Origin of the sequence: Chryseobacterium sp. CH21 (assembly GCF_004119445.1) — a bacterium.
Classification (GTDB): Bacteria; Bacteroidota; Bacteroidia; order Flavobacteriales; family Weeksellaceae; genus Chryseobacterium.
The window spans coordinates 57,188-78,349 of record NZ_QICI01000048.1; the positions used below are offsets into that span (position 1 = coordinate 57,188).

Here is a 21,162-nt window from a genome sequence, read left to right on the forward strand (position 1 = left end):
AATTCTATGACAACGGCCAGGTAAAAAATATGGTGGAATGGAAAAAAGGAAAACTGGACGGAGATGCCATTTTTATCATGATAACGGAAAAATACAGTCAAAAGGAGAATATAAAAAAGGATATAAAGTAAAAGAATGGTCCTATTTTGATAAGACAGGAGTACTTACTTCCAAAGAGGCTTTCAGAAACGGAGAAAAGAATATTTATGATAACAGTCTTACCGCTACTTTTTATTCTCCTGCCGGTAAAATAACTGAAATTTCTAACTATAAATTCAATAAATTACAGGGAGAAAGCAAAACTTTTCATGAAGACGGAAAATCTTTAAAAGATATTGGGCAATATGATAACGGGCTTGCTACCGGAAAATGGAAAGTATTTTATCCATCAGGAAAATTACAACGCGAGACTGAGCTTGCCAACGATAAAAGACACGGCAACAGAGTTCATTACCGTGAAGACGGAAGCGTAGAAAAGACAGAGGTCTATAAAGAAGGAAAATTAATCTCAACAAAATAATACAATTGGTACAGAAACTAAAACTGGAAGAACTAAACAGGATAGATGTAGAAACATTTAAGAAGGTTGAAAAAATTCCGTTGGTCATCATTTTAGATAATATCAGAAGTATGCACAATGTAGGTGCAGCTTTCAGAACGGCAGATGCCTTTTTAATTGAAAAAATAATCCTTTGCGGAATTACCCCGCAGCCCCCCCACCGTGAAATTCATAAAGCAGCATTGGGAGCAACGGAAAGTGTAGACTGGTCTCATGAAACAGAAACCAACACAGCGATTGCCGATTTGAAAAGCAAAGGATATGAAATCATAGGAATTGAGCAGACTACCGGAAGCCAGCTTATCACGGATTTCACGATTGACAGATCGAAAAAATATGCCTTAATTTTAGGAAACGAAGTAGAAGGAATCAGTGATGAAGTTCTTCCTAATATTGATGTATTTTTAGAAATTCCACAGCTTGGAACCAAGCATTCTCTTAATGTAAGTGTATGCGCCGGAATTGTGATGTGGGAATTTGCAAAAGCATTAAAATAAAAAAACTGCATATGTCCTTAATAGACAGTGCAGTTTGAAATAAATCTAATAAAAAGTAAAAATGAAAGGCGACAAAGGTACTTTATTTTTCTTTATGAACAAATTTTGACGGCACTTTTTTTGATTCACATTAAAAAAGTAGCGTTTTCAGAAAAAGTTTCGTTTAATTTTTTATAAATTAGCACAATGTTTATCAAGGACTATATCTCAAAAGACTTTCCGTGTTTTAGCCTGTCTGACTCCATCGAGTCGGCCAGAAATACATTAGAAGATTTTGGATATTCCCATGTTTTCATCAAAAAATCCCATCATTTTTACGGAGCCCTTGCTATGGATTTTCTGTATGAGGAAGATGGCGGAACACTGAAGGACCTGGAGCACCAGATTGAGCGGTTTGCCATTCTGGAGGACAATAATATTATGGACAGCATTCGCTTGTTTTATACGTTCAGTTCCAATGTGATTCCGGTGATTAATAAAAGTGAGAAATACTTGGGATATATCACATGTGAAGATATCTTTCAGGACTTTTCCCGTTATCCGCTGTTTTCAGAAACAGGAGCCATTCTTACGATAGAAACTTCTGCCAGAAAATATTCAATGACGGAAATTGCCAACATCATAGAAAGCAACAACTCGAAGTTTTACGGAGGGTTTATAAGCTTTATGTCTGATGAAGTGGTACAGATCACGATAAAGATCAGCAATGAAAACCTGGCCTCGATAGACTCTACATTTGATCGGTACGATTACAGAATTGTTGAAAAATACTATTCTGATGAAAAATCCGATCTGTTTAAAGACCGATTTGGTTTTTTACAAAAATTCATAGAAATATAACATGAAGGCAGCCATATATTCTCAGAAAAAAGATCTTGATACTTTTTTATATTTAAGCAAGTTTATCTCTGAACTTGAAACCAGAGGTGTAAAATCTGTTCTGTTTGATGAAATGGCTGAAGCACTTCAGTTTTCAAAAATATTCGAAACGTTCAATTCTAAGCAGGATCTTCTGGATAAAGAAGTGGATCTGTTCTTTACTTTTGGTGGAGACGGAACCATTGTAAACTCTTTAACCTTCATTGAGGATCTTGAAATTCCGGTGGTTGGAGTGAATACCGGAAGACTTGGGTTTTTAGCTTTTTTCACGAAAGAAGAAGCCTTTAAAGAATTGGATTCCATCTTAAAGGGAGATGTAAAAACAAGCCGCCGTTCAGTCATTGAAGTGGTTTCTCCAAAACTTGAAGGAGCTTTTCCTTATGCTTTGAATGACGTTACGGTTTCCAGAAAAGAAACAACATCCATGATTACTGTGGATTCTTATATCAATGATGAGTTTTTGAATGTTTTCTGGGGTGACGGTGTGATCATTTCAACCCCTACCGGATCTACCGCTTACTCTTTGAGCTGTGGTGGACCGATCATTTCTCCGAACAACGAGAACTTTGTTATCACTCCGATCGCTCCTCACAATCTAAACGTGAGACCTTTAGTAGTAAACGACAAGGTAGAAATAAAATTCAGGGTGGAAAGCCGTGTTCCTCAATACTCTCTTTCCTTAGACTCCCGACTGATACATATAGAAACGGATAAGGAAATCATTATCAAAAAGGCAAAATTCCAGCTCCTTTTGGTACAACCCAACAGCTTAAGTTTCTACGAAACCATCCGTCAGAAGCTACTTTGGGGCAGAGATAAAAGAAATTAGTAATTTCTTAAAAATGATTACCTTTACACGAAATTAAAACACCTAATAAATTTATAATAAAAGTAAAACATGAGCAGAATTTTTCCGGCAGGAGTTGCCACAGGTCAGTTAGTTACTGATATCTTTCAGTATGCTAAAGAAAACAAATTTGCATTACCTGCAGTAAACGTAATTGGATCAAGCAACATCAATGCTGTGATGGAAACTGCAGCGAAATTGAACGCTCCTGTAATTATCCAGTTTTCTAATGGTGGAGCTGCTTTCAACGCAGGAAAAGGATTAAACAATGACGGACAAAGAGCTGCTATCTTAGGATCTATTGCTGGTGCAAAACATATTCATACTCTTGCTGAAGCTTATGGAGCTACTGTAATTTTACACACAGACCACTGTGCCAAGAAATTACTTCCTTGGATTGACGGATTAATGGATGCTAATGAAGATTTCTTCAAGCAGACAGGAAAATCTCTTTACTCTTCTCACATGCTGGACCTTTCTGAAGAATCTTTAGAAGAAAACCTTGAGATTTCAGCTCAGTATTTCGAAAGAATGGCTAAGCTTCAGATGACTCTTGAAGTAGAAATCGGAGTAACAGGTGGTGAAGAAGACGGTGTAGACAACTCAGACGTTGATAACTCTAAATTATATACTCAGCCTGAAGATATCGCTTATACTTATGAAAAATTAAAAGCGATTTCTGATAACTTCACAATCGCTGCTGCTTTCGGTAACGTACACGGAGTTTACAAACCAGGAAACGTAGTTCTTACTCCAAAAATCCTTGACAATTCTCAGAAATATGTTCAGGAGAAATTCGGAACAGCTGCTAAACCTATCAACTTTGTATTCCACGGAGGTTCAGGATCTACTTTAGAAGAGATCAGAGAAGCTATCGACTACGGAGTAATCAAAATGAATATCGACACTGACCTTCAGTTTGCATACACAGAAGGAGTGAGAGATTATATGGTAAACAATATCGACTATTTAAGAGCTCAAATCGGGAACCCTGAAGGAGAAGAAAAACCTAACAAGAAATTCTACGACCCAAGAGTATGGGTAAGAAAAGGTGAAGAAACATTCTCTACAAGATTGGTGAAAGCATTTGAAGATTTAAATAACGTAGATACTTTAAAATAAGAACTGTACATTTGTATCAATGTAAAAAGTATTCATAGAAATGCATTTACATTGGTACATTTTACATTTATACATTAATACAAACAAAAATGGCATTCGACTGGTTTAAAAGAAAAGCAAAAAACATAACCACTTCTACTGATGAAAAAAAGGACGTTCCCAAAGGACTTTGGCATCAGACTCCATCCGGAAAAGTAGTGGAACATGATGAACTAAAGAGAAATAACTATGTTTCTCCTGAAGACGGATTTCATGTAAGAATAGGAAGTGCAGAATTTTTTGACATCCTTTTTGACGGTGGTAAATTTACAGAACTGGATGCCAATGTTGAAAGTATTGATATCTTAAACTTCAAAGATACAAAGCCTTACAAAGACCGTTTAAAAGAAGTAAAAGCTAAAACAAAGCTTACAGATTCTATCAGAAATGCTGTAGGAACTGTAAAAGGAACTGAAATGGTAGTTTCTTGTATGGATTTTGCTTTCATTGGTGGATCTTTAGGTTCTGTAATGGGAGAAAAGATCAGAAGAGCTGTAGATTACTGTATCGCACACAAACTTCCGTATATGATTATCTGTCAGTCCGGAGGAGCAAGAATGCAGGAAGCAACTTACTCTTTAATGCAATTGGCAAAAGTTCAGGCTAAATTAGCTCAGCTTTCTGAAGCAGGACTTTTATACATCGCTTATCTTTGTGACCCTACATTCGGAGGAATTACAGCTTCTTTCGCAATGACGGCTGATATCATTATGGCAGAACCGGGAGCATTGATCGGTTTCGCAGGACCAAGAGTAATCCGTGAAACAATCGGTAGAGACTTACCGGAAGGATTCCAGACATCTGAATTCTTACAAGAAAAAGGATTTGTAGATTTCATCGTAAAAAGAACTGAAATTCAGGATACTGTGGCCAAAACAGTTAATTTATTAGCTGTAAAAGCATAGTTTCTGTAACAAACACAATACAATCTCTCTCTAATTGGGGAGAGATTTTTATTTATGAGGACTTTTAAGATATTTTTCAATACCATCAGAAGTATGAGTTTTAAAAAGATTATACGTCTTTTATCACTTGTCCTTCCCCATCCTCTTTTCGCTTTACTAAGTTTTCATGCAACAGTAAAAGCATTTACCATAGCACAGAAAAAATTCCCAGAAACAGCTTCTAATAACGGAATTGGGAATGCTTTCAGACACGCTCTGTGGTGCTGCTTCATTATGATGTACTGCTGCAAAATCTCCTCTCCCAAAAAGGCACTTGATTTCTGCAAAAGAATAACAGATATGCATGAAGAACTCTTCCCTAATGAACCTCTGGAAACCAAAATGGATCTTCATAACAACAAAATCGGAATGGATTATTTCATGGAAATTCTTCCGGGAATTCACCGACAGTTTTTTGAAAAGAGCTTCTTTGTAGAGGCATTAATCAAAAAATGAATGATGCTAAAGTTCTGAAAAATCTGGATGATGATTTTGAAGGACATCTTGTTTACCTAGAAGAGTAAATTATTTTTATTTTAAACGCTAAAGATCGCAAGGAAAATTTAAAAACTTGATGCATATTTTCGTTCGCAGGGGCATTTCATTCAGCTATGTTCTCTAATTGAAATTCTATTTGCTGAGTGCTAACGCCTTTGCGAACGAAAAAAATCAAAATTCATCATTAAAAACCTTTGTGTGCATTGCGTTAAAATGGCTTTAAGGTCTGAAACTATCATTAATTCTATTTCGCAAAAGAATAACAAAAGACTTTAGTTATTTTTGTGGTTTAAAGTATTTTTGATAAGTTTAAACAATTAAATCAATCAGATGGTTCTCAGCAGAATTTGGTCGGCTTTCATTATCATTGCCATTGCCATTGCCAGTATAAAATACGTTTCGTCAGGTAACTACAAAACCATTTTCAATGATATGGTGGTGGGAAAAGGAGGTGATACAGTGAAGATTGCATCTCAGCCTATCAACAGCCTCTCTCCTTTTGTAAGAGACAGCCTGATGAAAAAAATGATTTTGCGGACAGCAGAATTCATTATAAAACAGATTCATTAAAACAGAATGTAAATGTTTACCGTGTGCAGGAAGCCGATGGAGTTATCGGAACCTCTGAAACTGCGGTGAAGATCTGTCTTGGTCTTATCGGGATCATGACTCTGTTTATGGGATTCATGAGTATTGCTGAAAAAGCAGGAGGAATCAATCTTCTAAGCCGTCTGATCCAGCCGTTTTTCTCCAAATTGTTTCCTGATATTCCTAAAAACCATCCCGCATTCGGGCATATGCTGATGAATTTCAGCGCCAATCTTCTGGGATTGGACAATGCTGCTACTCCTTTTGGTTTAAAAGCTATGGAAAGCCTTCAATCCTTAAATCCCAATAAAGATACGGCCAGTAATTCACAGATCATGTTTCTGTGCCTTCATGCCGGAGGAATGACTTTGATTCCGGTTTCCATTATTGCGATCAGAGCATCTATGGGCTCCAAAACACCTACTGATATTTTCCTTCCATGTATGATCGCTACTTTTGCGGCAACTTTAGCGGCGATGATTATTGTTTCTTTATATCAGAAAATCAATCTTCTTCGTCCTGTAGTGATCGCTTATGTTGGAGGAATTTCAGCAATTATTGCTTTATTGGTATTGTATCTGGTTCAATTAAGTAAAGATGAACTGGATGACTTCAGTAAGGTATTGAGCAATGGTTTAATTCTATTTATTTTCCTTGCGATTGTATTGGGAGCCGTTTATAAAAAAATCAATGTTTTTGATGCCTTCATTGAAGGAGCAAAAGAAGGATTCACTACCTGTGTTAAGATTATTCCTTATCTGGTTGGGATGTTGATTGCCATCTCATTATTAAGGACTTCCGGTGTTTTTGATGTGATCATTGACGGGATGAAATGGGTAGCCAACGTTGCCAATATGGACCCAAGATTTGTAGACGGGCTTCCAACCGCTTTAATCAAGCCTTTATCCGGCTCCGGAGCCAGAGGAATGATGGTGGACACAATGTCAACCTTCGGAGCAGATAGTTTCCAGGGGAAATTGGCAGCTGTACTTCAGGGAAGCTCAGATACGACATTTTACGTGATCGCCGTTTATTTTGGCGCCGTTGCCGTTAAGAATACAAGATATACGGTAATTGCCATGCTTCTGGCTGATTTAGTCGGTGTTATTACTGCTATTGCGTTGGCTTATTTATTTTTTGCTTAATAAAAAAGTTGCAGGTTGGGTAGTTGCTAGTTTTTTACCGTTAAAAATGTCTTAATGAGCTACGAAAAACTTGATATTTATAATATTGCTTTTGAGTTGTTTATTGAAACTCATAAATTATCACTTCAACTCCCAAACCATGAATTATATGAATTGGGCAGTCAGTTGAGACGATCCGCTGATTCTGTTGTTACAAATATCGCAGAAGGCTACGGAAGAAACAATTACAAAGGTGATTTCATAAGGTTTCTCACTTATTCTCAAGCAAGTTGTGACGAAACAGTATGCCGCTTGTCAAAAATCAACAGGCTTTATCCTGAATTAAACTTAAACTTCAAAGAAAAATCAGAACAATACAAACTCTTAGGAGGAAAAATCAACAACTTTATAAAATACGTTCAATTAAACTAGCAACTAGCAACTAGCAACTAGCTACAAAATTACCTCATTATGATTACAGATAAAGAATTTACCCTAAGACTCATTCGTCAATTAACCCAGGCATTGGAAAAACTTATTCTGGACAAACCTGAAGAAAGCTTAATGCAGAAAGAACTGGATTTTGATACCCTAATGAGAGACATTTTCAAGATGAGTTTTACAGAAGTTTCTTCTAAAACGAAGGAAGAAATGATTGCTATAGTCAATGAAAGGCAGGAAAGAGATCACAAAGATTATTATGAAATGCTGGGGAATCTTTTCTACTTCAACAGCAGACATGATCAAAACAAAGATTTTCAGGATAAGGCAAAGACATTCTACGAGCTATATCTTCAGACCAGTGGTATTTTTGCACTTCCCATCATCAACAGAATAAATGAATTAAAAAAAGCACTTGAATAAAGTGCTTTTGTATTGTTAGAATGTAATTTTATAGGTTCCGGTAGAAGATGTACTGGCTTTCTCTGCCTTTACGTATTTCTTTACCCAGGCTACCGATGTAGAGGATACGCAAGGGTCTGAAACACCTCCTGATCTTCTTGCAGACACCACATTTCCTGCTTTATCTACCGTATAAGCAATGGTAATTGATCCACTTGCTGTACAGCTGTGAGAAGGTTGTGCTCCTCCTCGCCCCATTGTTCCGGGAATATAGCCTACCAACTTTCTGTCGATCCCTACTTTACTGTCTCCGTTTCCATCGCCACCTAAAGGATCACCGACATTTCCAATACCATCACCCGTTCCCTGGCTTCCGGCTTTTGTTCCTCTTCCTTTGATCAGATTTCCAATAGCTGCATTCCCTTTTCCGTCTCCGTTTCCTGTTTTTGAGTTGGCAGTTGTAGCTCCGGATTTCTTCGTATTTTTTGAAGCACTTGTACTGGTGGCTTCTTTTTTCTCAGCTTTTTTGGATTCCTCTTTTTTAGGAACAGTAGCTTTTGAATTATTTCCTGTAATCACTTTCTCCTTAACATCTGTTTTCTTTGGCTCAGGAGTTGGTTCTGGTTTTATAACTGTTTTTGTTTCCGGAACAGGTGTTTCTGCAGGCTCTGGGGTCACTTCTTCTGTTGCAGCGGCAAGACTTCCCGGCTGCTCAGCAGGTTCTTCAATTCCTTTACCATTTCTGTTGTCCCCAAAGTTGACTAACATTGTGGTAACCACTTCAGGATCTTTATCCAGCTCAGGTTTTAATTTATACAAAAAAACAAAAAGCAGAATAGCAGCCCAGATAAGAATAGAAAGCAGGGCGCTTTTTACTCTATCTTTGTTTTCTTCGTTTCTGCTTGCTGTATAGCTTTTCATCTTAAAAAGTAATTCTTTCCGTTATTTATCTTTAACCGTTGCAATTGCAATGTTAAATTTATGTTTTTCAGCAATTTCCATGACAAAAACAACATCTTTATGCAATGTATTTTCATCTGCTCTGATCGTGAATGATTTATTGGTCTGACCGGCTAATTTATCTACAATAATTTTTTCCAGTTCTCCTTTATTTGCTGGATTATCATCTACAAAGAATGATCCGTCCGGCTTGATACTTACCGTCAAAGGATTGGGGATATTGTCGTCAACAGCTCCGGCTTTCGGCAGATTCACATCAATAGCACTTTGATTAGCGGCTGAAGAGGTGATCATAAAGAAAATCAGCATCAACAGGATAACGTCTGTCATGGCTGCTAAACTGAATTCCGGGTTTGCTTTATTTCTTCTTTGAATTTTCATCGTAAGAAAGATTTATAAAGGTTTGTTGATAAGATCTAAAAATTCTCCTGACATATTCTGTGCCTTCAGTACAAATTTATCAATCCTTGTCAAAAGGATGTTGTAACAGAAGTTAGCAGGAATTGCTACTGCCAAACCTACCGCGGTTTGTCCCAAAGCGGTATAAATACCTTCCGAAAGTGTTTTCGGAGAGAAAGATCCGGTGGCGTGGGATAAATTGAAGAACGCAATAATCATCCCGATTACCGTTCCTAAAAGTCCCAACATCGGTGCAATACTCGGTACTACAGCCAAAAGGTTCAGGTTTTTCTCCATATTAGCCACCTCTACCTGAGCCTGTGATTCCATAGCACTTACAATATCAGATACAGGGCGTCCTAATCTTGAAATTCCTTTTTCTAAAATTCTTCCTTCCGGAGAGTTCTGTGTCTTGCAGTAATCTGCCGCCGCCTCTATTTTTCCAGCTTTAATAAAGTCTTCTATATTATTCATAAAATTGGAATCCGTTTTTGAAGTCAGTCTTTTGATAAAGAAAAATCTTTCAAAAAACAGATATAGAGAAAACACTCCCAACAGCAATACGGTGACCATCACTATTTTAGCGAAAGCCCCTCCGTGGAACATAATCTTCCAGAAGGAAAATTCTAAATTGTCTGTAGCAACTGCGGGTGTAGCGATTTGTGCAAATAAAATCTGAGAAAGTTCCGTTAACAGCATTAAATGTGAATTTTATTAAATTTTCAACGACAAATGTAGTAGAATATTGTGAATTGAACTCTTAAAAATTGCTTAAAAACAACTTAAAATTTGTTACAATTTTATAAATAGCAAATTTCTTTCCAAAAAATAATCTTGAAAAGAAATTTACAGTTAAAAAGGCAGAAGCTTCTGTTAGTCTTCCCCTACCTCAATATCATCTTGCTTAAATTCGCATTTTAATCTAAAGGGGATCGGGGTATCTGATCCGGTATAGAAATCATCAATGGTCCCTTTCCAGATGACCTGAAGTTCCCCTTCTTCATTTCTTTCAAAAAGAAGCTCATTGTCATAGATATAGGCCTCTTCATCATCGAAAAGATCTACCTCTGTATAAGTTTCTTCATCAGAATCATTGATTTTGATTATTTTTCCTTCAATTTCCGTAGACTCGATAGGGAAATCGAACACTTCAAGTGAAAGCTGTGGAAAGTTGTACTGTAGTGAATCATCTTCTACGTGATCCAAACTGTCATCCGTAATCACTTCAACCTCTAAAAAATGTTGCTGGTTGCTGTAAACTGCCTTACAATAAGTATTTCTGATATTGTATTTTAGCGTCTCCTCCGGATGGTAAATTTTTAAAATCCCTTTCATTTTTTCTTAAAAAAGAACTGTAATAATATGATTGTTAAACGTTTTAGACAAAGATAAAAAATTGATTCAAAGTTGAAAGGATTTTGAAAATAATTTTTTAAAATCGGCTTATACAATAATACTGAATATCCCAATAATACTTACTTTTGTTTTCATAAAGATTCTGAAAATGAAAAATATTTTATCGAAGAGTATTCTGGGATTAGGATTGATGATCGGTCTTGCTTCATGCAAAAAAACGGACTCTCCTCTTACAAAGGTAACGCCCAGCAACCTGGATTCTATTGCTTCCAATTATTATGAGCAGTACCTTAAGCTATACCCTTTAGACGCTACATCTCAAGGAGATACAAGGTATAACGACCAGCTTCCTATTAATATTGATAAAGATTTTATTTCAGGAGAAATAGCTTTTTACAATTCTGTACAGAAGCAATTGGATCATGTAGATTACAAAACTCTTTCTGATGAAGATAAAGTGGTGTATGATGTACTGGATTATACTTTAAAAGACAAAATTGAGGCTCATGCCTATCATCCGGAATATATTCCTTTTACCCAATTCGGTGGTCTTCCGCTTACTTTTCCGCTGTATGGAAGCGGACAGGGCAGCCAGCCTTTCAAAACAGAAAAGGACTACAGCGACTGGCTGAAAAGAATGGAAAAGTTCCCGGAATGGATGAATGCCGCAGCAGATAACTTCCGGGAAGGAATCAACAATAAAGTGGTGCTTCCTAAAAAACTGGTGATCAAAATGATTCCTCAGATGAAAGCAGAAGAAATCACAACTTCTGACATGGAAAAAAATATTTTCTACGGTCCAATCAAAAACTTCCCGAAAAGCTTCAATCAGGATCAGAAAGACAAATTTTCTACACTTTATAAGGATGCCATTATAAAAAAGATTATTCCGGCCTATACAAAAATGGGACTCTTTTTGGAAAAAGATTATCTTCCAAAAGCAAGAGATACAGACGGATACAACAGTCTTCCTAACGGAAATGAAATTTACAGCTATTATGTAAAAAGCTGGACTACTACGAAGAAATCTCCTGAAGAGATCAATAAAATCGGGCTACAGCAGGTGGCTATGCTTCGTGCAGAAATGGAAAAAGTAAAACAGCAGGTAGGTTTCTCCGGAACATTGGAAGAGTTTATCACTTTTGTAAAAACGGATCCGAAAGCGATGCCTTATAAGACTTCTAAAGAGGTTTTGAATGCATTCAACGGTATTTTAACGAAAATCACTCCGAAACTGAAGACCATGTTCAACGTAACTCCGAAAACAAAGTTTGAGATCAGACAGACGGAGAAATTCAGAGAAGCAAGTGCCAGCGCAGAATATATTCCGGGAACTCCGGATGGTAAAAGAGCGGGTATATTTTATGTTCCGCTTCCTGATCCTACCAAATTCAATGTTACTTCAGGAATGGAGTCTCTTTTTCTTCACGAAGCAATTCCAGGCCATCATTATCAGGTTTCTTTACAACAGGAGAATACTAAGCTTCCTAAATTCATGAGATTCGGATGGTTCGGAGCGTATGGAGAAGGATGGGCCCATTATTGTGAAACATTAGGTCCTGAATTCGGTTTATATACCGATCCTTATCAGAAAATGGGGTATCTAAGCGATCAAATGTTAAGAGCTGTAAGATTGGTAATAGATACAGGAATTCATACAGGAAAAATGTCACGCGAAGAAGCCATCAAATATTTCCTAAGCAATATTTCTTATGACGAAGGATCTGCCACAGCAGAGGTAGAAAGATATATGGCAATGCCAGGCCAGGCTTTAGGCTACAAAATAGGCTCTTTAAGAATCCGTGAACTGAGAGAGAAATATCAGAAGGAATTGGGAAGTAAATTCAATCTGGCAAGCTTTCATGATGAAGTATTGAGCCAGGGATGTCTTCCTTTAGATGTTCTCAATAGAAAAATGGAGCTTTGGTCCCAAAAACAAAAATAGTTTCTTATGAGACTATTTTTATTTTTTATGGGTATTTTATTGACTGTTTTAAGCTGTCATAAGGAGCAAAGTTTTGAAAAATTCATAGTTGATAAAGACTTACCCAATTATGATACAATTCAGCGTCTTTCAAAATATCCGGAGCTGAAGCTGTATAAAAGTGAAGTTGTTGAAAGCAAGACAAGGACAGCTTACATTGTTCAGAAAGCATTTTATTACGATGGCTTGCTTAAAGGATCATTCATCTTTGACGATTATAAGTGTACAGCACAATATCAAAATGATACTTTAAATATTCTACTGAACAATAATAATGGATATTTTGGGAATGGAGTTTTGGTAAAAGTGTTCAACAACCAATTTTATATAAAAGATATTGATCCTAAAACATTAAAAGGTGAAAAAAAATTCATAAAATCAAATGTCTCAGAACAAAAACTAATTCTAAACACCAATAAATTCAACAAAAATGATAGTATTTATGGTTTCATAGACTATAAATGCAGGGTTGACAGTTTGGTTTATAAACACTTCAGAGGGTATTTTAAAACGACAATACAACAAAATTGATATGATCACAGAAAGCATAAGATCTCTCTTCAGTAGAGATTTAAATAAATTAAAAACAGAGATAGAAGCCTATCAGAATGAAGAAAATCTTTGGATAATTGATAAAAGTATTGCCAATTCTGCGGGCAACCTTTGTCTGCATTTAGTTGGGAACATTAATCATTTTATAGGAGCACAGCTAGGAAATACAGATTATGTTAGAAATCGTGAGCTGGAATTTTCATTAAAAGACGTTCCAAAAACTGAGCTTATTGAAAAAATTGAGGCTACCATAGCTATGATAGATTCCGTTCTGCCACAATTGTCTGAAGATGATCTTAAAAAAGAATATCCGCTGGTTGTTTTTGAGAGCAAAATGACCACCGATTACTTCCTGATCCATCTGGTGGCCCACCTGGATTATCATTTAGGACAGATTAATTATCACAGGAGATTATTGGATAATTAAATTCTTTTTACTTGACATGGTTATAAAATAAACGCAACGATCACAAAGTAATTGTTGCGTTTTCTATTAATTAGCAAGGGCGTTTCACTCAGCTAAGAAAATATTGCCTTTGCTAAACGAAGTGCCTTTGCGAGCTATTTCAACATAATTTTTATAAAATCTTGGCGATCATAGCGCTAAAACTACTGAATTATTTCTCAAACATCATTTTCGTAATAAAATCCTTCTCTCCCTTTCCTCTCGCCGGAGAATATTCTCTTCCATAGAAAATGATCTGAAGGTGAAGCTTATTCCATACTTCTTCCGGGAATAAACTCTTTGCATCACGCTCAGTTTCCACTACATTTTTTCCGGAGGTAAGCTTCCACTGTGTCATCAGACGGTGAATGTGGGTATCTACCGGAAAAGCAGGAAATCCAAATCCCTGGCTCATCACTACTGAAGCAGTCTTGTGTCCTACGCCCGGAAGAGCTTCCAATTCTTCATAAGTCTGAGGAACAATACCATTGTGTCTTTCCAACAGAAGTTCGGCCATTCTTTTCAGGTTTTTGGCTTTTGTATTAGACAGTCCTATTTCTTTAATCAGTTCTTTGATTTCAAATTCTTCCAGCTTCGCCATTCTCTGCGGTGTTCCTGCTACTGCAAAAAGATCGGGGGTAACCTGGTTTACCTTTTTATCTGTGGTCTGCGCAGAAAGAGCTACAGCAACCATTAATGTATAGGGATCGGTGTGATCTAAAGGAATAGGTGTGGTGGGATATAATTTATCCAGTTCTATCTGAACGAGCTCAGCTCTTTGTTTTTTTGTCATGTATGCCTTAAATTTGAACAAAATTAAATCATTATGCTGAAAGTTGGAGATAAATTACCTGAATTTGAAGGATTCAATCAAGACGGAGAAACAGTAACCTCATCAAAATTAATTGGAAAAAAACTGGTGGTTTTCTTTTATCCGCAAGCCAGTACACCAACCTGTACGGTGGAAGCCTGCAACCTGAGTGATAATTATGCTAAGCTTAAGAAAGCGGGATTTCAATTATTAGGAGTAAGTGGCGATTCTGTGAAAAAACAGAAAAATTTCCATAGTAAATTTGCTTTCCCTTATGATCTTATTGCAGACGAAAACCGTGATGTTATCGAAAAATTCGGGGTATGGCAGGAGAAAAAGACGTTTGGGAAAACGTATATGGGAATTGTAAGAACCACTTTTATTTTTGATGAAGCAGGTGTCTGTACAAGAGTTATTGAAAAGGTAACTTCAAAGACTGCTGCGGAGCAGATTTTGGAAGATTAATTCTTTTTGAAACACAAATATCACAAATGCTTTCACAAATAACACGATTTAAAATCTATATGGTATTTGTGAAAGTGTTTTTTATTGTTATTTACTCTGTTTCGTAATAGTTTAATTCTTCAGTTTCGCCAGGAAGTGTGACATGTTTTTTAAACCTCAATCCTAGTTTTTCGATAAGCTTTTGGGAAGAAATGTTATCTTTTGAAATAATCGCAGATATTTTTGTTAACCCGAACTCATCCATACCAATAGATTTAACTTTCTGAGCAGCTTCAAAAGCATACCCTTTTCCCTCAAACTCTTCCAATAGAGAATAACCAATATCAACAATATCAAGACCTTCTCTTTCAAAAATCCCGACTGCTCCTATTTTTTCATTGCTTTCTTTAGTCACTAAAAGATAGTTTCCAAATCCCAGTCTTTCAATCTGTGGAGCGAATCTGTTTAGGATATAATTTTCGGCATCTTCAATACTGTTAACATTGCGATTACCAATATGTTGAATAAATTTTGGCCGGTTATAAAGCTCAAAGACAAAATCTTTGTCTTCACGGGACATTGGACGAAGTATTAATCGCTCAGTCTCATAGGTATTATCTGCGCTTGGGTGTTTTTTTGAGCTCATCTTTCTTTGGTTCTTCTTTTTTTTCGATTTTTAAAAGTCTCGGGTTATTAGCACATTTTTTATTGTAAAGTTCAATATAGGTCCCATTATCCTTTACATTGCTTACAGCTCCTGTCGATTTATTTACAGTCACTGTATAATGTGTTTTTTGGTAAGGACACTCCTTTGAAGTCAGCTTTCCAAGGTCAAGATAATAATTCGATTTATCTTCATGATAGTTCCCTGCAAGATCCTTAAACTCCTCATCTATCATATAGCCATCAGCTGCCAGTACTACAGCAGCTTCCTGAGCATTATCAATTCTATCCACAAATTTCTTAAGACCTTCAACATCAGTAATGTAGTTTACTTTCCCTCCTTCCGAATAAGCGATGTAGTAAAAGCTGTCTTCATTAGGAAAAAGATTGAATCCTGAGAACTGAGGTGTATAATCTACCTTCCCCGAAATCTTTATTTCCTGTCCTTTTCCGTAGCTGTTGTACACCAATATCCATGAGCCTACCTTATTGCCTGGCTCGATCTGCTGTAAAATATTTGGAATGTTTGAAAATTTTTTCTTCTCCTGAGAATATCCTAAGATTCCCAAAAGTAAAAATGTAAAAATTGTAAATCGGGTTGCAGTTTTAATCATAATTTTAAAAATCAGCAGAAAATGTACCAAATATTACATAAACTTCTCTCCTTTCTTAAAGTTTTTTAAGTCAAGAACATAGTCTTTAATAAGCTGATCGTTATCTCTCGGGCAGATAAGAAGCGCTTTATCTGTGTCTACAACAATGTAATTTTCAAGCCCGTCAATGATGACAGCCTTGTTATTATTTCTTAAGCGGATAATATTTCCTTTTGAATTATAAGAAAGCAGATGCTTTAATTTTACTGCATTTCCGTCCTTATCCTTTTCGGTATTTTCATAAACAGATGTCCATGTTCCTAGATCACTCCATCCTAAGTCTGATGGAATCACATATACATTTTTTGCTTTCTCTAAAATCCCATTATCAATAGAAATTTTCTGAACTTTCGGATAAATGGTTTCAATACAGCTATTTTCTTTTTCAGAATTGTATTCACAAGCCATAAAGTGCTGCATCATCTCTGGAAGATAAAGATCAAAAGCATGGTGAATACTTTTTACATTCCAAATAAATATCCCTGCATTCCATAGGAAATCGCCGCTTTCCAGGAAGTTTTGGGCAATCTCCAGAATAGGTTTTTCTGTGAATGTTTTTACTTTAAAATACTCAGAACCTTTTTTTTCTACAAACTGAATGTATCCATAGCCTGTGTCAGGTCTTGTTGGGGTAATTCCCAATGTTACCAGATACTCATGCTTTGAAGCTAATTCAAATGCCAGATCCACTTTTTCCAGAAATACATCTTCTTTCAGGATCAAATGATCTGCCGGAAGGACAATCATTGTTGCATCCGGATTGATCTCAGCAATCTTGTTGGCCATATACAGGTTGCAAGCCGCTGTATTTTTCATAAGCGGTTCACCTACAATATTTTCTTCAGGAATCTCCGGAAGCTGCTGATGGGAAAGAGCGACATACTCTTTATTCGTAATCACAAATATCTGCTCCTTAGGAATTACCTTACTGATTCTGTCATAGGTCTGCTGAATCATGGTACGCCCGGTCCCTAAAATATCCTGAAATTGTTTTGGAAATTTCTGTGTGCTCATCGGCCAGAACCGGCTTCCGATCCCTCCCGCCATTATAACACAGTATCTATCTGATTTTAACATTCTTAGCTACATTTTTCTACCCTTGCTAGAGGCTTAAAAGAATACTTCCTTCCAGTAGCCAGGTTCTTACAAAGATAGTTTTTTTTAACTAATCCTTCTAATAAATACTTTTCGTTGCGGTACATAAAAAACTCACCTTTCTGAAGTTCTTCAATAAAGTGAAGAGTATCATCTTGTTTTTCAGTATGAAAATATCTTACCAAATCAGGGCTGGCCATGAAATTGGCTTTAGGGGATTTTGAAAACTTTATAATGATAGGCTTTAGCTCCTCATCATAAATTTCAAGACTTTCAATGAGCATATTTCTGAACGTTTCTTTCCATTCATTACCATGAGGAGAAATTCTTCGTCCATATTTTTCAAACGCAATCAGATGGGCAAGCTCGTGGGTCAGTACAAAGAAAAAAAGCTGTGGGGTAAGCGTAGAGTTTACCGTTATTTCATGAGAATTGTCCGGAAGCTTTCTATAATCTCCCAGTTTTGAGTTCCTGTTTCTTGTAACTTTTATATGTATATAGTAATCTGAAAACCAGATTCTTAAATATTTAAGCGTATTTTGGGGTAAATATTTTTCTAAAGATTGAATTGGCATTTTACAAACTTAATGGAATTCCTGCATAGAAATTCAATAGTTTAAGACTAAAAAGATAATTATATTTTGCCTGCGCTACTGATCCCTGTGCATTTGCATAATTATTTCTTGCTACATTGACGTCATAGATCGTTGTTCTTCCCGCAGCATAGCTTTTATCCGCAAAATCAAGAGCCAGTTTAGAGCTTTTTTCTGCTTCTACAGCAGCCAGATAATTTTCATAATTGGCATCTGCATCAAACTGAGCTTTCTGTACATTTTGTCTTACTGTCTGCTTCTGTTGTTCTAATGCATTTTTTGCAAGGCTTTCGTTTAATTTGGATTGTTCTACCTGTAACTTAGTTTTTCCTTTATTGAAAATAGGTACATTAAGTGATAGCCCTACATTTTGTCCGAACTGATCTTTATATTGTTCAAAAAAGCTTCCCTGCACAACCCCTGGCAGAACATTAAATTGTTTGTTATAGAACGTGTTAAGGCCAGCACTGGCTGTTAATGTAGGCCAGAATGCTGTTTTGCTTATTTCAGTTTGTGCTTCGGCAGATCTTATACGGCTTTCTGCAGCTTTTATCTGGGGCTGTATCTCATACGCAGTTGTAAGCACCTCATCTGCGGTGGCAAGCTGTAAGTCAAGCTTTTCAGGTACATTTACATCTTCTACATCAAAATCCTTATAATCTGATAGTTGCAAAAGCTGTACGATGGCAAACAAAGCACGTCCAACATTTACTTCTGCTGTTTTAAGGTTTTGCTTTTCTCTCGCCAGAGCCGCTTCAGCCTCTGCCAGAACCGTCTGGGCAGTTGTTCCCACCTGAGTTGTGATTTTAGCTCTGTCGTACTGTTTTTGTGCATTTCCTACTGCACTTTGAGAAATTTTAACAATCTCTTTATTCAACAAAGTAGTCAGATATTGCTGAGCAATTTGAAGAGAAATATCATTTTTAATGGTTTCAATGTCATATTGGCTTGCTTCCACATCAAACTGAGCTTTTCTTACACTTTTCTCTAACCTCCCATTATTATAGACCAACATATCGGCACCCAGACCCACACTGTTATTGAATCTGTCGTTTCTATAACTTCCTGCTCCTAATGACCCTTGTCCGAAACTCACCCCACTCGTAACACTCCCGGATACGGAAGGCAAATATTCTTTTTTGGCTGCTTTAAGATTGTATTCCTGGTTTTGTTTGTTATACTGATTTTGGATAACCTGAAGATTATGCTCCACTGCATAGCTTACACATTCTTTTAAGGACCATTTCTTCTGAGCATTTAAACCCAGATAACCTAATCCAAAAACGATGATCCAAACTTTTTTCATATTGTATATGTTTATTTGTTTTTAATGGTCATATGGAATCGCATCATCTTCATCAAGCATTTATACTTACAAATGAGAGCAATTCTATATTAAGATTTTTCAATATTAGACGAATTAAATATAAAAAAGTTACAGATTGAAAAATTATATTTTATTTTAAAAAAACTTTTGAGAATTTTGTATCATGACAAACGAACAATATCAGGAAGCTATCGACTGGCTTTTCGTACAGATGCCGAACTACCAGATAGATGGTCAGAAGGCTTATAAACCGGGATTAGACAATATCACAAAGCTTTGTGCTTTCTTTGGAAATCCTCAGGATAAGATCAAATGCATCCACATTGGAGGGACGAACGGAAAGGGATCTTCAAGCAATATGCTGGCATCCGTACTTCAGGAAGCTGGTTATAAAACAGGATTATACAATTCTCCGCATCTTATAGACTTCACAGAACGTATCAAAGTAGACGGAAAAAACTGTAACAAAGAGTTTGTCTTTGATTTTATTCAAAAGCTAAAAACGATTCCGGAAGACATCCGCCCTTCTTTCTTTGAGTTTACTACGATCATGGCTTTTGAATATTTTTATCAGCAACAAGTGGATTTTGCGATTATTGAAGTAGGGTTGGGTGGAAGGTTAGATTCAACCAATATTATTAAACCTTTGATTTCTGCGATTACAAATGTTCAGCTGGATCATCAGAATATTCTGGGAGACACCATTGAAGAAATAGCAACCGAGAAAGCAGGAATTATTAAGCACAATACCCCAATTATTTCCGGAGACGAGGATGAATCGGTTAAAAATATCATCATAGAGAAAGCAATTAAAGAAAATGCTCCGTTTATAGATGCTACTCTTATCGATACAAGCCTGGAATCTGATCTGAAAGGAAATTATCAGAAGAAAAATATCAGGGTAGTATTGGCCGCCATTGAAGAGTTAAAAAAACTGGAAGTACATATTTCCGATCAAGCTATTGAAAACGGGCTGCTTCAAGTTCATCAGAATACCGGATTTATCGGCCGTTGGTTTGAGTTTTCAAAAAATCCGCTTACCATTTGTGATACGGGACATAATCAGGCGGGATTGGAGCATGTTTTCTCACAATTAAATTCAATTAACCGCCACAAGCATGTTATTTTGGGATTTGTGAATGACAAAAAAATAGATGACGTAATGAATTTACTTCCTGAAAATTCTGAGTTTTATTTTGCAAAACCATCCGTTAACAGGGGAAGACACCCGGAAGATTATGAAAATCTGCTTCAGGAGGCGAAAATTTTTTATAAAATTTTTAATTCTGTACAAGAAGCGTATCTCGCTGCAAAAGAACGATGTACAAACGAAGAAATGATTTTTATCGGCGGAAGCAACTTTGTAGTGGGAGATTTTTTAGAAAAAAATTTGGAGATTAAGGAATAAGTCGTATATTTGCACCACTCTAAACAAGAGAACAAGTCTAGAGGGTTCTTAGCTCAGTTGGTTCAGAGCATCTGGTTTACACCCAGAGGGTCGGGGGTTCGAATCCCTCAGGACCCACAAAAAATCTCTCAGATTTCTGGGAGATTTTTTTATTTTATTCCTAAGCAATTTATAACGCTTCTCCTCTACTTTTCCTGATATTTATTTACCTTTGCCTACATTCGAATCTGCCGTACGTGAAGCAACTCCATATCATATCATTCAATGATCCCTACCCTCCTACTTATGGTGGTATTATTGATGTGTATTATAAGATTAAGGCTTTATCTGCTCTGGGAATAAAAATCCACCTTCACTGTTTTATAGATCAGACCCCTGATAAGATTGATCCGGAAATTGAAGAAATTACGGAAAATGTATTTTTTATAAAAAGAAAAAGAATCCACTGCTCTATTTTTCAGGAACACCTTTCGCTGCTGCCATCAGAGATTCTGAAGTACTAATTAAGAATCTTGAGAAGATAAAAGCTCCT

General features: G+C 36.4%; 25 protein-coding genes, 1 tRNA gene and 1 pseudogene. 17 read left to right on the top strand and 10 right to left on the bottom strand.

Annotated features, from left to right (window positions below):
- Positions 1-37: 37 nt before the first annotated feature.
- From BOQ62_RS09500 to BOQ62_RS09545, 10 genes and pseudogenes are all read left to right on the top strand, one after another.
- Entirely contained in the window at positions 38-520 is a 483-nt protein-coding gene (locus BOQ62_RS09500) for a toxin-antitoxin system YwqK family antitoxin (RefSeq protein WP_228413887.1), read from the top strand.
- A gap of 5 nt (positions 521-525) precedes the next feature.
- Positions 526-1,056 carry an RNA methyltransferase gene (locus BOQ62_RS09505; protein ID WP_129038975.1) on the top strand — a complete coding sequence of 177 codons (531 nt, stop codon included), beginning with the start codon at positions 526-528 and terminating at the stop codon, positions 1,054-1,056.
- A gap of 186 nt (positions 1,057-1,242) precedes the next feature.
- On the top strand, positions 1,243-1,896 hold the full coding sequence (locus BOQ62_RS09510; protein ID WP_129038977.1) for a CBS domain-containing protein: 654 nt from the start codon (positions 1,243-1,245) through the stop codon (positions 1,894-1,896).
- Position 1,897: 1 nt separating this feature from the next.
- Positions 1,898-2,764 (top strand): NAD kinase, encoded by an 867-nt coding sequence (locus tag BOQ62_RS09515; protein WP_129038979.1) that lies wholly within the window; start codon positions 1,898-1,900, stop codon positions 2,762-2,764.
- 69 nt (positions 2,765-2,833) lie between these two features.
- Positions 2,834-3,904, top strand: a complete 1,071-nt coding sequence (fbaA, locus tag BOQ62_RS09520) for a class II fructose-bisphosphate aldolase (RefSeq protein ID WP_105700342.1) — start codon at positions 2,834-2,836, stop codon at positions 3,902-3,904.
- A gap of 89 nt (positions 3,905-3,993) precedes the next feature.
- A complete protein-coding gene (accD, locus tag BOQ62_RS09525; protein ID WP_002982142.1) occupies positions 3,994-4,848 on the top strand; it encodes an acetyl-CoA carboxylase, carboxyltransferase subunit beta in 855 nt (284 codons plus the stop codon).
- Positions 4,849-4,902: 54 nt separating this feature from the next.
- Positions 4,903-5,343: a DUF6973 domain-containing protein gene (locus BOQ62_RS09530; protein WP_228413889.1), complete on the top strand. Its 441-nt coding sequence runs from the start codon at positions 4,903-4,905 to the stop codon at positions 5,341-5,343.
- Positions 5,344-5,715: 372 nt separating this feature from the next.
- Positions 5,716-7,118 (top strand): annotated as a pseudogene (locus BOQ62_RS09535) (nucleoside recognition domain-containing protein).
- 54 nt (positions 7,119-7,172) lie between these two features.
- Complete coding sequence (locus BOQ62_RS09540) at positions 7,173-7,529, top strand: four helix bundle protein (RefSeq protein WP_129038980.1); 357 nt, start codon at positions 7,173-7,175, stop codon at positions 7,527-7,529.
- Between the two features lie 39 nt (positions 7,530-7,568).
- Positions 7,569-7,961, top strand: a complete 393-nt coding sequence (locus tag BOQ62_RS09545) for a hypothetical protein (RefSeq protein WP_105700338.1) — start codon at positions 7,569-7,571, stop codon at positions 7,959-7,961.
- Between the two features lie 15 nt (positions 7,962-7,976).
- Here BOQ62_RS09545 and BOQ62_RS09550 read toward each other — a convergent pair whose 3' ends face one another.
- The 4 genes from BOQ62_RS09550 to BOQ62_RS09565 form a co-directional block, all read right to left on the bottom strand.
- Complete coding sequence (locus BOQ62_RS09550) at positions 7,977-8,861, bottom strand: ferric siderophore ABC transporter substrate-binding protein (RefSeq protein WP_129038982.1); 885 nt, start codon at positions 8,859-8,861, stop codon at positions 7,977-7,979.
- A 21-nt stretch (positions 8,862-8,882) separates the two neighbouring features.
- The gene (locus BOQ62_RS09555; RefSeq protein WP_002982137.1) at positions 8,883-9,281 is read right to left on the bottom strand and encodes an ExbD/TolR family protein; all 399 of its coding nucleotides are present in this window, start codon (positions 9,279-9,281) and stop codon (positions 8,883-8,885) included.
- Positions 9,282-9,293: 12 nt separating this feature from the next.
- Positions 9,294-9,998 (bottom strand): MotA/TolQ/ExbB proton channel family protein, encoded by a 705-nt coding sequence (locus BOQ62_RS09560; protein ID WP_121486677.1) that lies wholly within the window; start codon positions 9,996-9,998, stop codon positions 9,294-9,296.
- A gap of 174 nt (positions 9,999-10,172) precedes the next feature.
- Positions 10,173-10,634, bottom strand: a complete 462-nt coding sequence (locus BOQ62_RS09565; protein WP_129038984.1) for a hypothetical protein — start codon at positions 10,632-10,634, stop codon at positions 10,173-10,175.
- 169 nt (positions 10,635-10,803) lie between these two features.
- On the opposite strand from BOQ62_RS09565, the gene BOQ62_RS09570 reads away from it, so the two are divergent.
- Genes BOQ62_RS09570 through BOQ62_RS09580 form a run of 3 tightly spaced genes read left to right on the top strand, consistent with a single transcriptional unit; the run spans position 10,804 to position 13,618 of the window.
- Complete coding sequence (locus BOQ62_RS09570) at positions 10,804-12,600, top strand: DUF885 domain-containing protein (RefSeq protein ID WP_129038986.1); 1,797 nt, start codon at positions 10,804-10,806, stop codon at positions 12,598-12,600.
- A 6-nt stretch (positions 12,601-12,606) separates the two neighbouring features.
- On the top strand, positions 12,607-13,170 hold the full coding sequence (locus tag BOQ62_RS09575; RefSeq protein ID WP_129038988.1) for a hypothetical protein: 564 nt from the start codon (positions 12,607-12,609) through the stop codon (positions 13,168-13,170).
- A 1-nt stretch (position 13,171) separates the two neighbouring features.
- A complete protein-coding gene (locus tag BOQ62_RS09580; RefSeq protein ID WP_185146795.1) occupies positions 13,172-13,618 on the top strand; it encodes a DinB family protein in 447 nt (148 codons plus the stop codon).
- 190 nt (positions 13,619-13,808) lie between these two features.
- Here BOQ62_RS09580 and BOQ62_RS09585 read toward each other — a convergent pair whose 3' ends face one another.
- Positions 13,809-14,429 (bottom strand): endonuclease III domain-containing protein, encoded by a 621-nt coding sequence (locus tag BOQ62_RS09585; RefSeq protein WP_047375946.1) that lies wholly within the window; start codon positions 14,427-14,429, stop codon positions 13,809-13,811.
- A 33-nt stretch (positions 14,430-14,462) separates the two neighbouring features.
- Here BOQ62_RS09585 and bcp point away from each other — a divergent pair, with 33 nt between their 5' ends.
- A complete protein-coding gene (gene bcp, locus BOQ62_RS09590) occupies positions 14,463-14,912 on the top strand; it encodes a thioredoxin-dependent thiol peroxidase (RefSeq protein ID WP_129038990.1) in 450 nt (149 codons plus the stop codon).
- 91 nt (positions 14,913-15,003) lie between these two features.
- Here the strand turns inward: bcp and BOQ62_RS09595 are convergent, their stop codons facing one another.
- The 5 genes from BOQ62_RS09595 to BOQ62_RS09615 are packed head-to-tail and all read right to left on the bottom strand — an operon-like array spanning position 15,004 to position 19,201.
- A complete protein-coding gene (locus BOQ62_RS09595; protein ID WP_129038992.1) occupies positions 15,004-15,537 on the bottom strand; it encodes a GNAT family N-acetyltransferase in 534 nt (177 codons plus the stop codon).
- A complete protein-coding gene (locus BOQ62_RS09600) occupies positions 15,506-16,168 on the bottom strand; it encodes a hypothetical protein (protein WP_129038994.1) in 663 nt (220 codons plus the stop codon). The genes BOQ62_RS09595 and BOQ62_RS09600 overlap by 32 nt, the downstream gene beginning before the upstream one ends.
- Positions 16,169-16,201: 33 nt before the next feature.
- A complete protein-coding gene (locus tag BOQ62_RS09605) occupies positions 16,202-17,284 on the bottom strand; it encodes a mannose-1-phosphate guanylyltransferase (RefSeq protein WP_228413895.1) in 1,083 nt (360 codons plus the stop codon).
- Positions 17,285-17,286: 2 nt separating this feature from the next.
- On the bottom strand, positions 17,287-17,877 hold the full coding sequence (locus BOQ62_RS09610) for a SprT-like domain-containing protein (RefSeq protein WP_129038996.1): 591 nt from the start codon (positions 17,875-17,877) through the stop codon (positions 17,287-17,289).
- Position 17,878: 1 nt separating this feature from the next.
- Positions 17,879-19,201 (bottom strand): TolC family protein, encoded by a 1,323-nt coding sequence (locus tag BOQ62_RS09615; RefSeq protein WP_129038998.1) that lies wholly within the window; start codon positions 19,199-19,201, stop codon positions 17,879-17,881.
- A 184-nt stretch (positions 19,202-19,385) separates the two neighbouring features.
- Here BOQ62_RS09615 and BOQ62_RS09620 point away from each other — a divergent pair, with 184 nt between their 5' ends.
- From BOQ62_RS09620 to BOQ62_RS09630, 3 genes are all read left to right on the top strand, one after another.
- Entirely contained in the window at positions 19,386-20,630 is a 1,245-nt protein-coding gene (locus BOQ62_RS09620; RefSeq protein ID WP_129038999.1) for a bifunctional folylpolyglutamate synthase/dihydrofolate synthase, read from the top strand.
- A 42-nt stretch (positions 20,631-20,672) separates the two neighbouring features.
- A tRNA-Val gene (locus BOQ62_RS09625) sits at positions 20,673-20,747 on the top strand.
- 119 nt (positions 20,748-20,866) lie between these two features.
- The gene (locus BOQ62_RS09630; RefSeq protein WP_129039001.1) at positions 20,867-21,133 is read left to right on the top strand and encodes a hypothetical protein; all 267 of its coding nucleotides are present in this window, start codon (positions 20,867-20,869) and stop codon (positions 21,131-21,133) included.
- The last annotated feature ends 29 nt before the right edge of the window (positions 21,134-21,162 follow it).

What these genes read in the sequence shown, in the direction of transcription:
- BOQ62_RS09500 (WP_228413887.1), top strand. Translation starts at nt 38, where the DNA reads ATGGAAAAAAGGAAAACTGGACGGAGATGCCATTTTTATCATGATAAC.
- BOQ62_RS09510 (WP_129038977.1), top strand. Translation starts at nt 1,243, where the DNA reads ATGTTTATCAAGGACTATATCTCAAAAGACTTTCCGTGTTTTAGCCTG.
- BOQ62_RS09515 (WP_129038979.1), top strand. Translation starts at nt 1,898, where the DNA reads ATGAAGGCAGCCATATATTCTCAGAAAAAAGATCTTGATACTTTTTTA.
- fbaA (WP_105700342.1), top strand. Translation starts at nt 2,834, where the DNA reads ATGAGCAGAATTTTTCCGGCAGGAGTTGCCACAGGTCAGTTAGTTACT.
- accD (WP_002982142.1), top strand. Translation starts at nt 3,994, where the DNA reads ATGGCATTCGACTGGTTTAAAAGAAAAGCAAAAAACATAACCACTTCT.
- BOQ62_RS09530 (WP_228413889.1), top strand. Translation starts at nt 4,903, where the DNA reads ATGAGGACTTTTAAGATATTTTTCAATACCATCAGAAGTATGAGTTTT.
- BOQ62_RS09540 (WP_129038980.1), top strand. Translation starts at nt 7,173, where the DNA reads ATGAGCTACGAAAAACTTGATATTTATAATATTGCTTTTGAGTTGTTT.
- BOQ62_RS09545 (WP_105700338.1), top strand. Translation starts at nt 7,569, where the DNA reads ATGATTACAGATAAAGAATTTACCCTAAGACTCATTCGTCAATTAACC.
- BOQ62_RS09550 (WP_129038982.1), bottom strand. Translation starts at nt 8,861, where the DNA reads ATGAAAAGCTATACAGCAAGCAGAAACGAAGAAAACAAAGATAGAGTA.
- BOQ62_RS09555 (WP_002982137.1), bottom strand. Translation starts at nt 9,281, where the DNA reads ATGAAAATTCAAAGAAGAAATAAAGCAAACCCGGAATTCAGTTTAGCA.
- BOQ62_RS09560 (WP_121486677.1), bottom strand. Translation starts at nt 9,998, where the DNA reads ATGCTGTTAACGGAACTTTCTCAGATTTTATTTGCACAAATCGCTACA.
- BOQ62_RS09565 (WP_129038984.1), bottom strand. Translation starts at nt 10,634, where the DNA reads ATGAAAGGGATTTTAAAAATTTACCATCCGGAGGAGACGCTAAAATAC.
- BOQ62_RS09570 (WP_129038986.1), top strand. Translation starts at nt 10,804, where the DNA reads ATGAAAAATATTTTATCGAAGAGTATTCTGGGATTAGGATTGATGATC.
- BOQ62_RS09575 (WP_129038988.1), top strand. Translation starts at nt 12,607, where the DNA reads ATGAGACTATTTTTATTTTTTATGGGTATTTTATTGACTGTTTTAAGC.
- BOQ62_RS09580 (WP_185146795.1), top strand. Translation starts at nt 13,172, where the DNA reads ATGATCACAGAAAGCATAAGATCTCTCTTCAGTAGAGATTTAAATAAA.
- BOQ62_RS09585 (WP_047375946.1), bottom strand. Translation starts at nt 14,429, where the DNA reads ATGACAAAAAAACAAAGAGCTGAGCTCGTTCAGATAGAACTGGATAAA.
- bcp (WP_129038990.1), top strand. Translation starts at nt 14,463, where the DNA reads ATGCTGAAAGTTGGAGATAAATTACCTGAATTTGAAGGATTCAATCAA.
- BOQ62_RS09595 (WP_129038992.1), bottom strand. Translation starts at nt 15,537, where the DNA reads ATGAGCTCAAAAAAACACCCAAGCGCAGATAATACCTATGAGACTGAG.
- BOQ62_RS09600 (WP_129038994.1), bottom strand. Translation starts at nt 16,168, where the DNA reads ATGATTAAAACTGCAACCCGATTTACAATTTTTACATTTTTACTTTTG.
- BOQ62_RS09605 (WP_228413895.1), bottom strand. Translation starts at nt 17,284, where the DNA reads ATGTTAAAATCAGATAGATACTGTGTTATAATGGCGGGAGGGATCGGA.
- BOQ62_RS09610 (WP_129038996.1), bottom strand. Translation starts at nt 17,877, where the DNA reads ATGCCAATTCAATCTTTAGAAAAATATTTACCCCAAAATACGCTTAAA.
- BOQ62_RS09615 (WP_129038998.1), bottom strand. Translation starts at nt 19,201, where the DNA reads ATGAAAAAAGTTTGGATCATCGTTTTTGGATTAGGTTATCTGGGTTTA.
- BOQ62_RS09620 (WP_129038999.1), top strand. Translation starts at nt 19,386, where the DNA reads ATGACAAACGAACAATATCAGGAAGCTATCGACTGGCTTTTCGTACAG.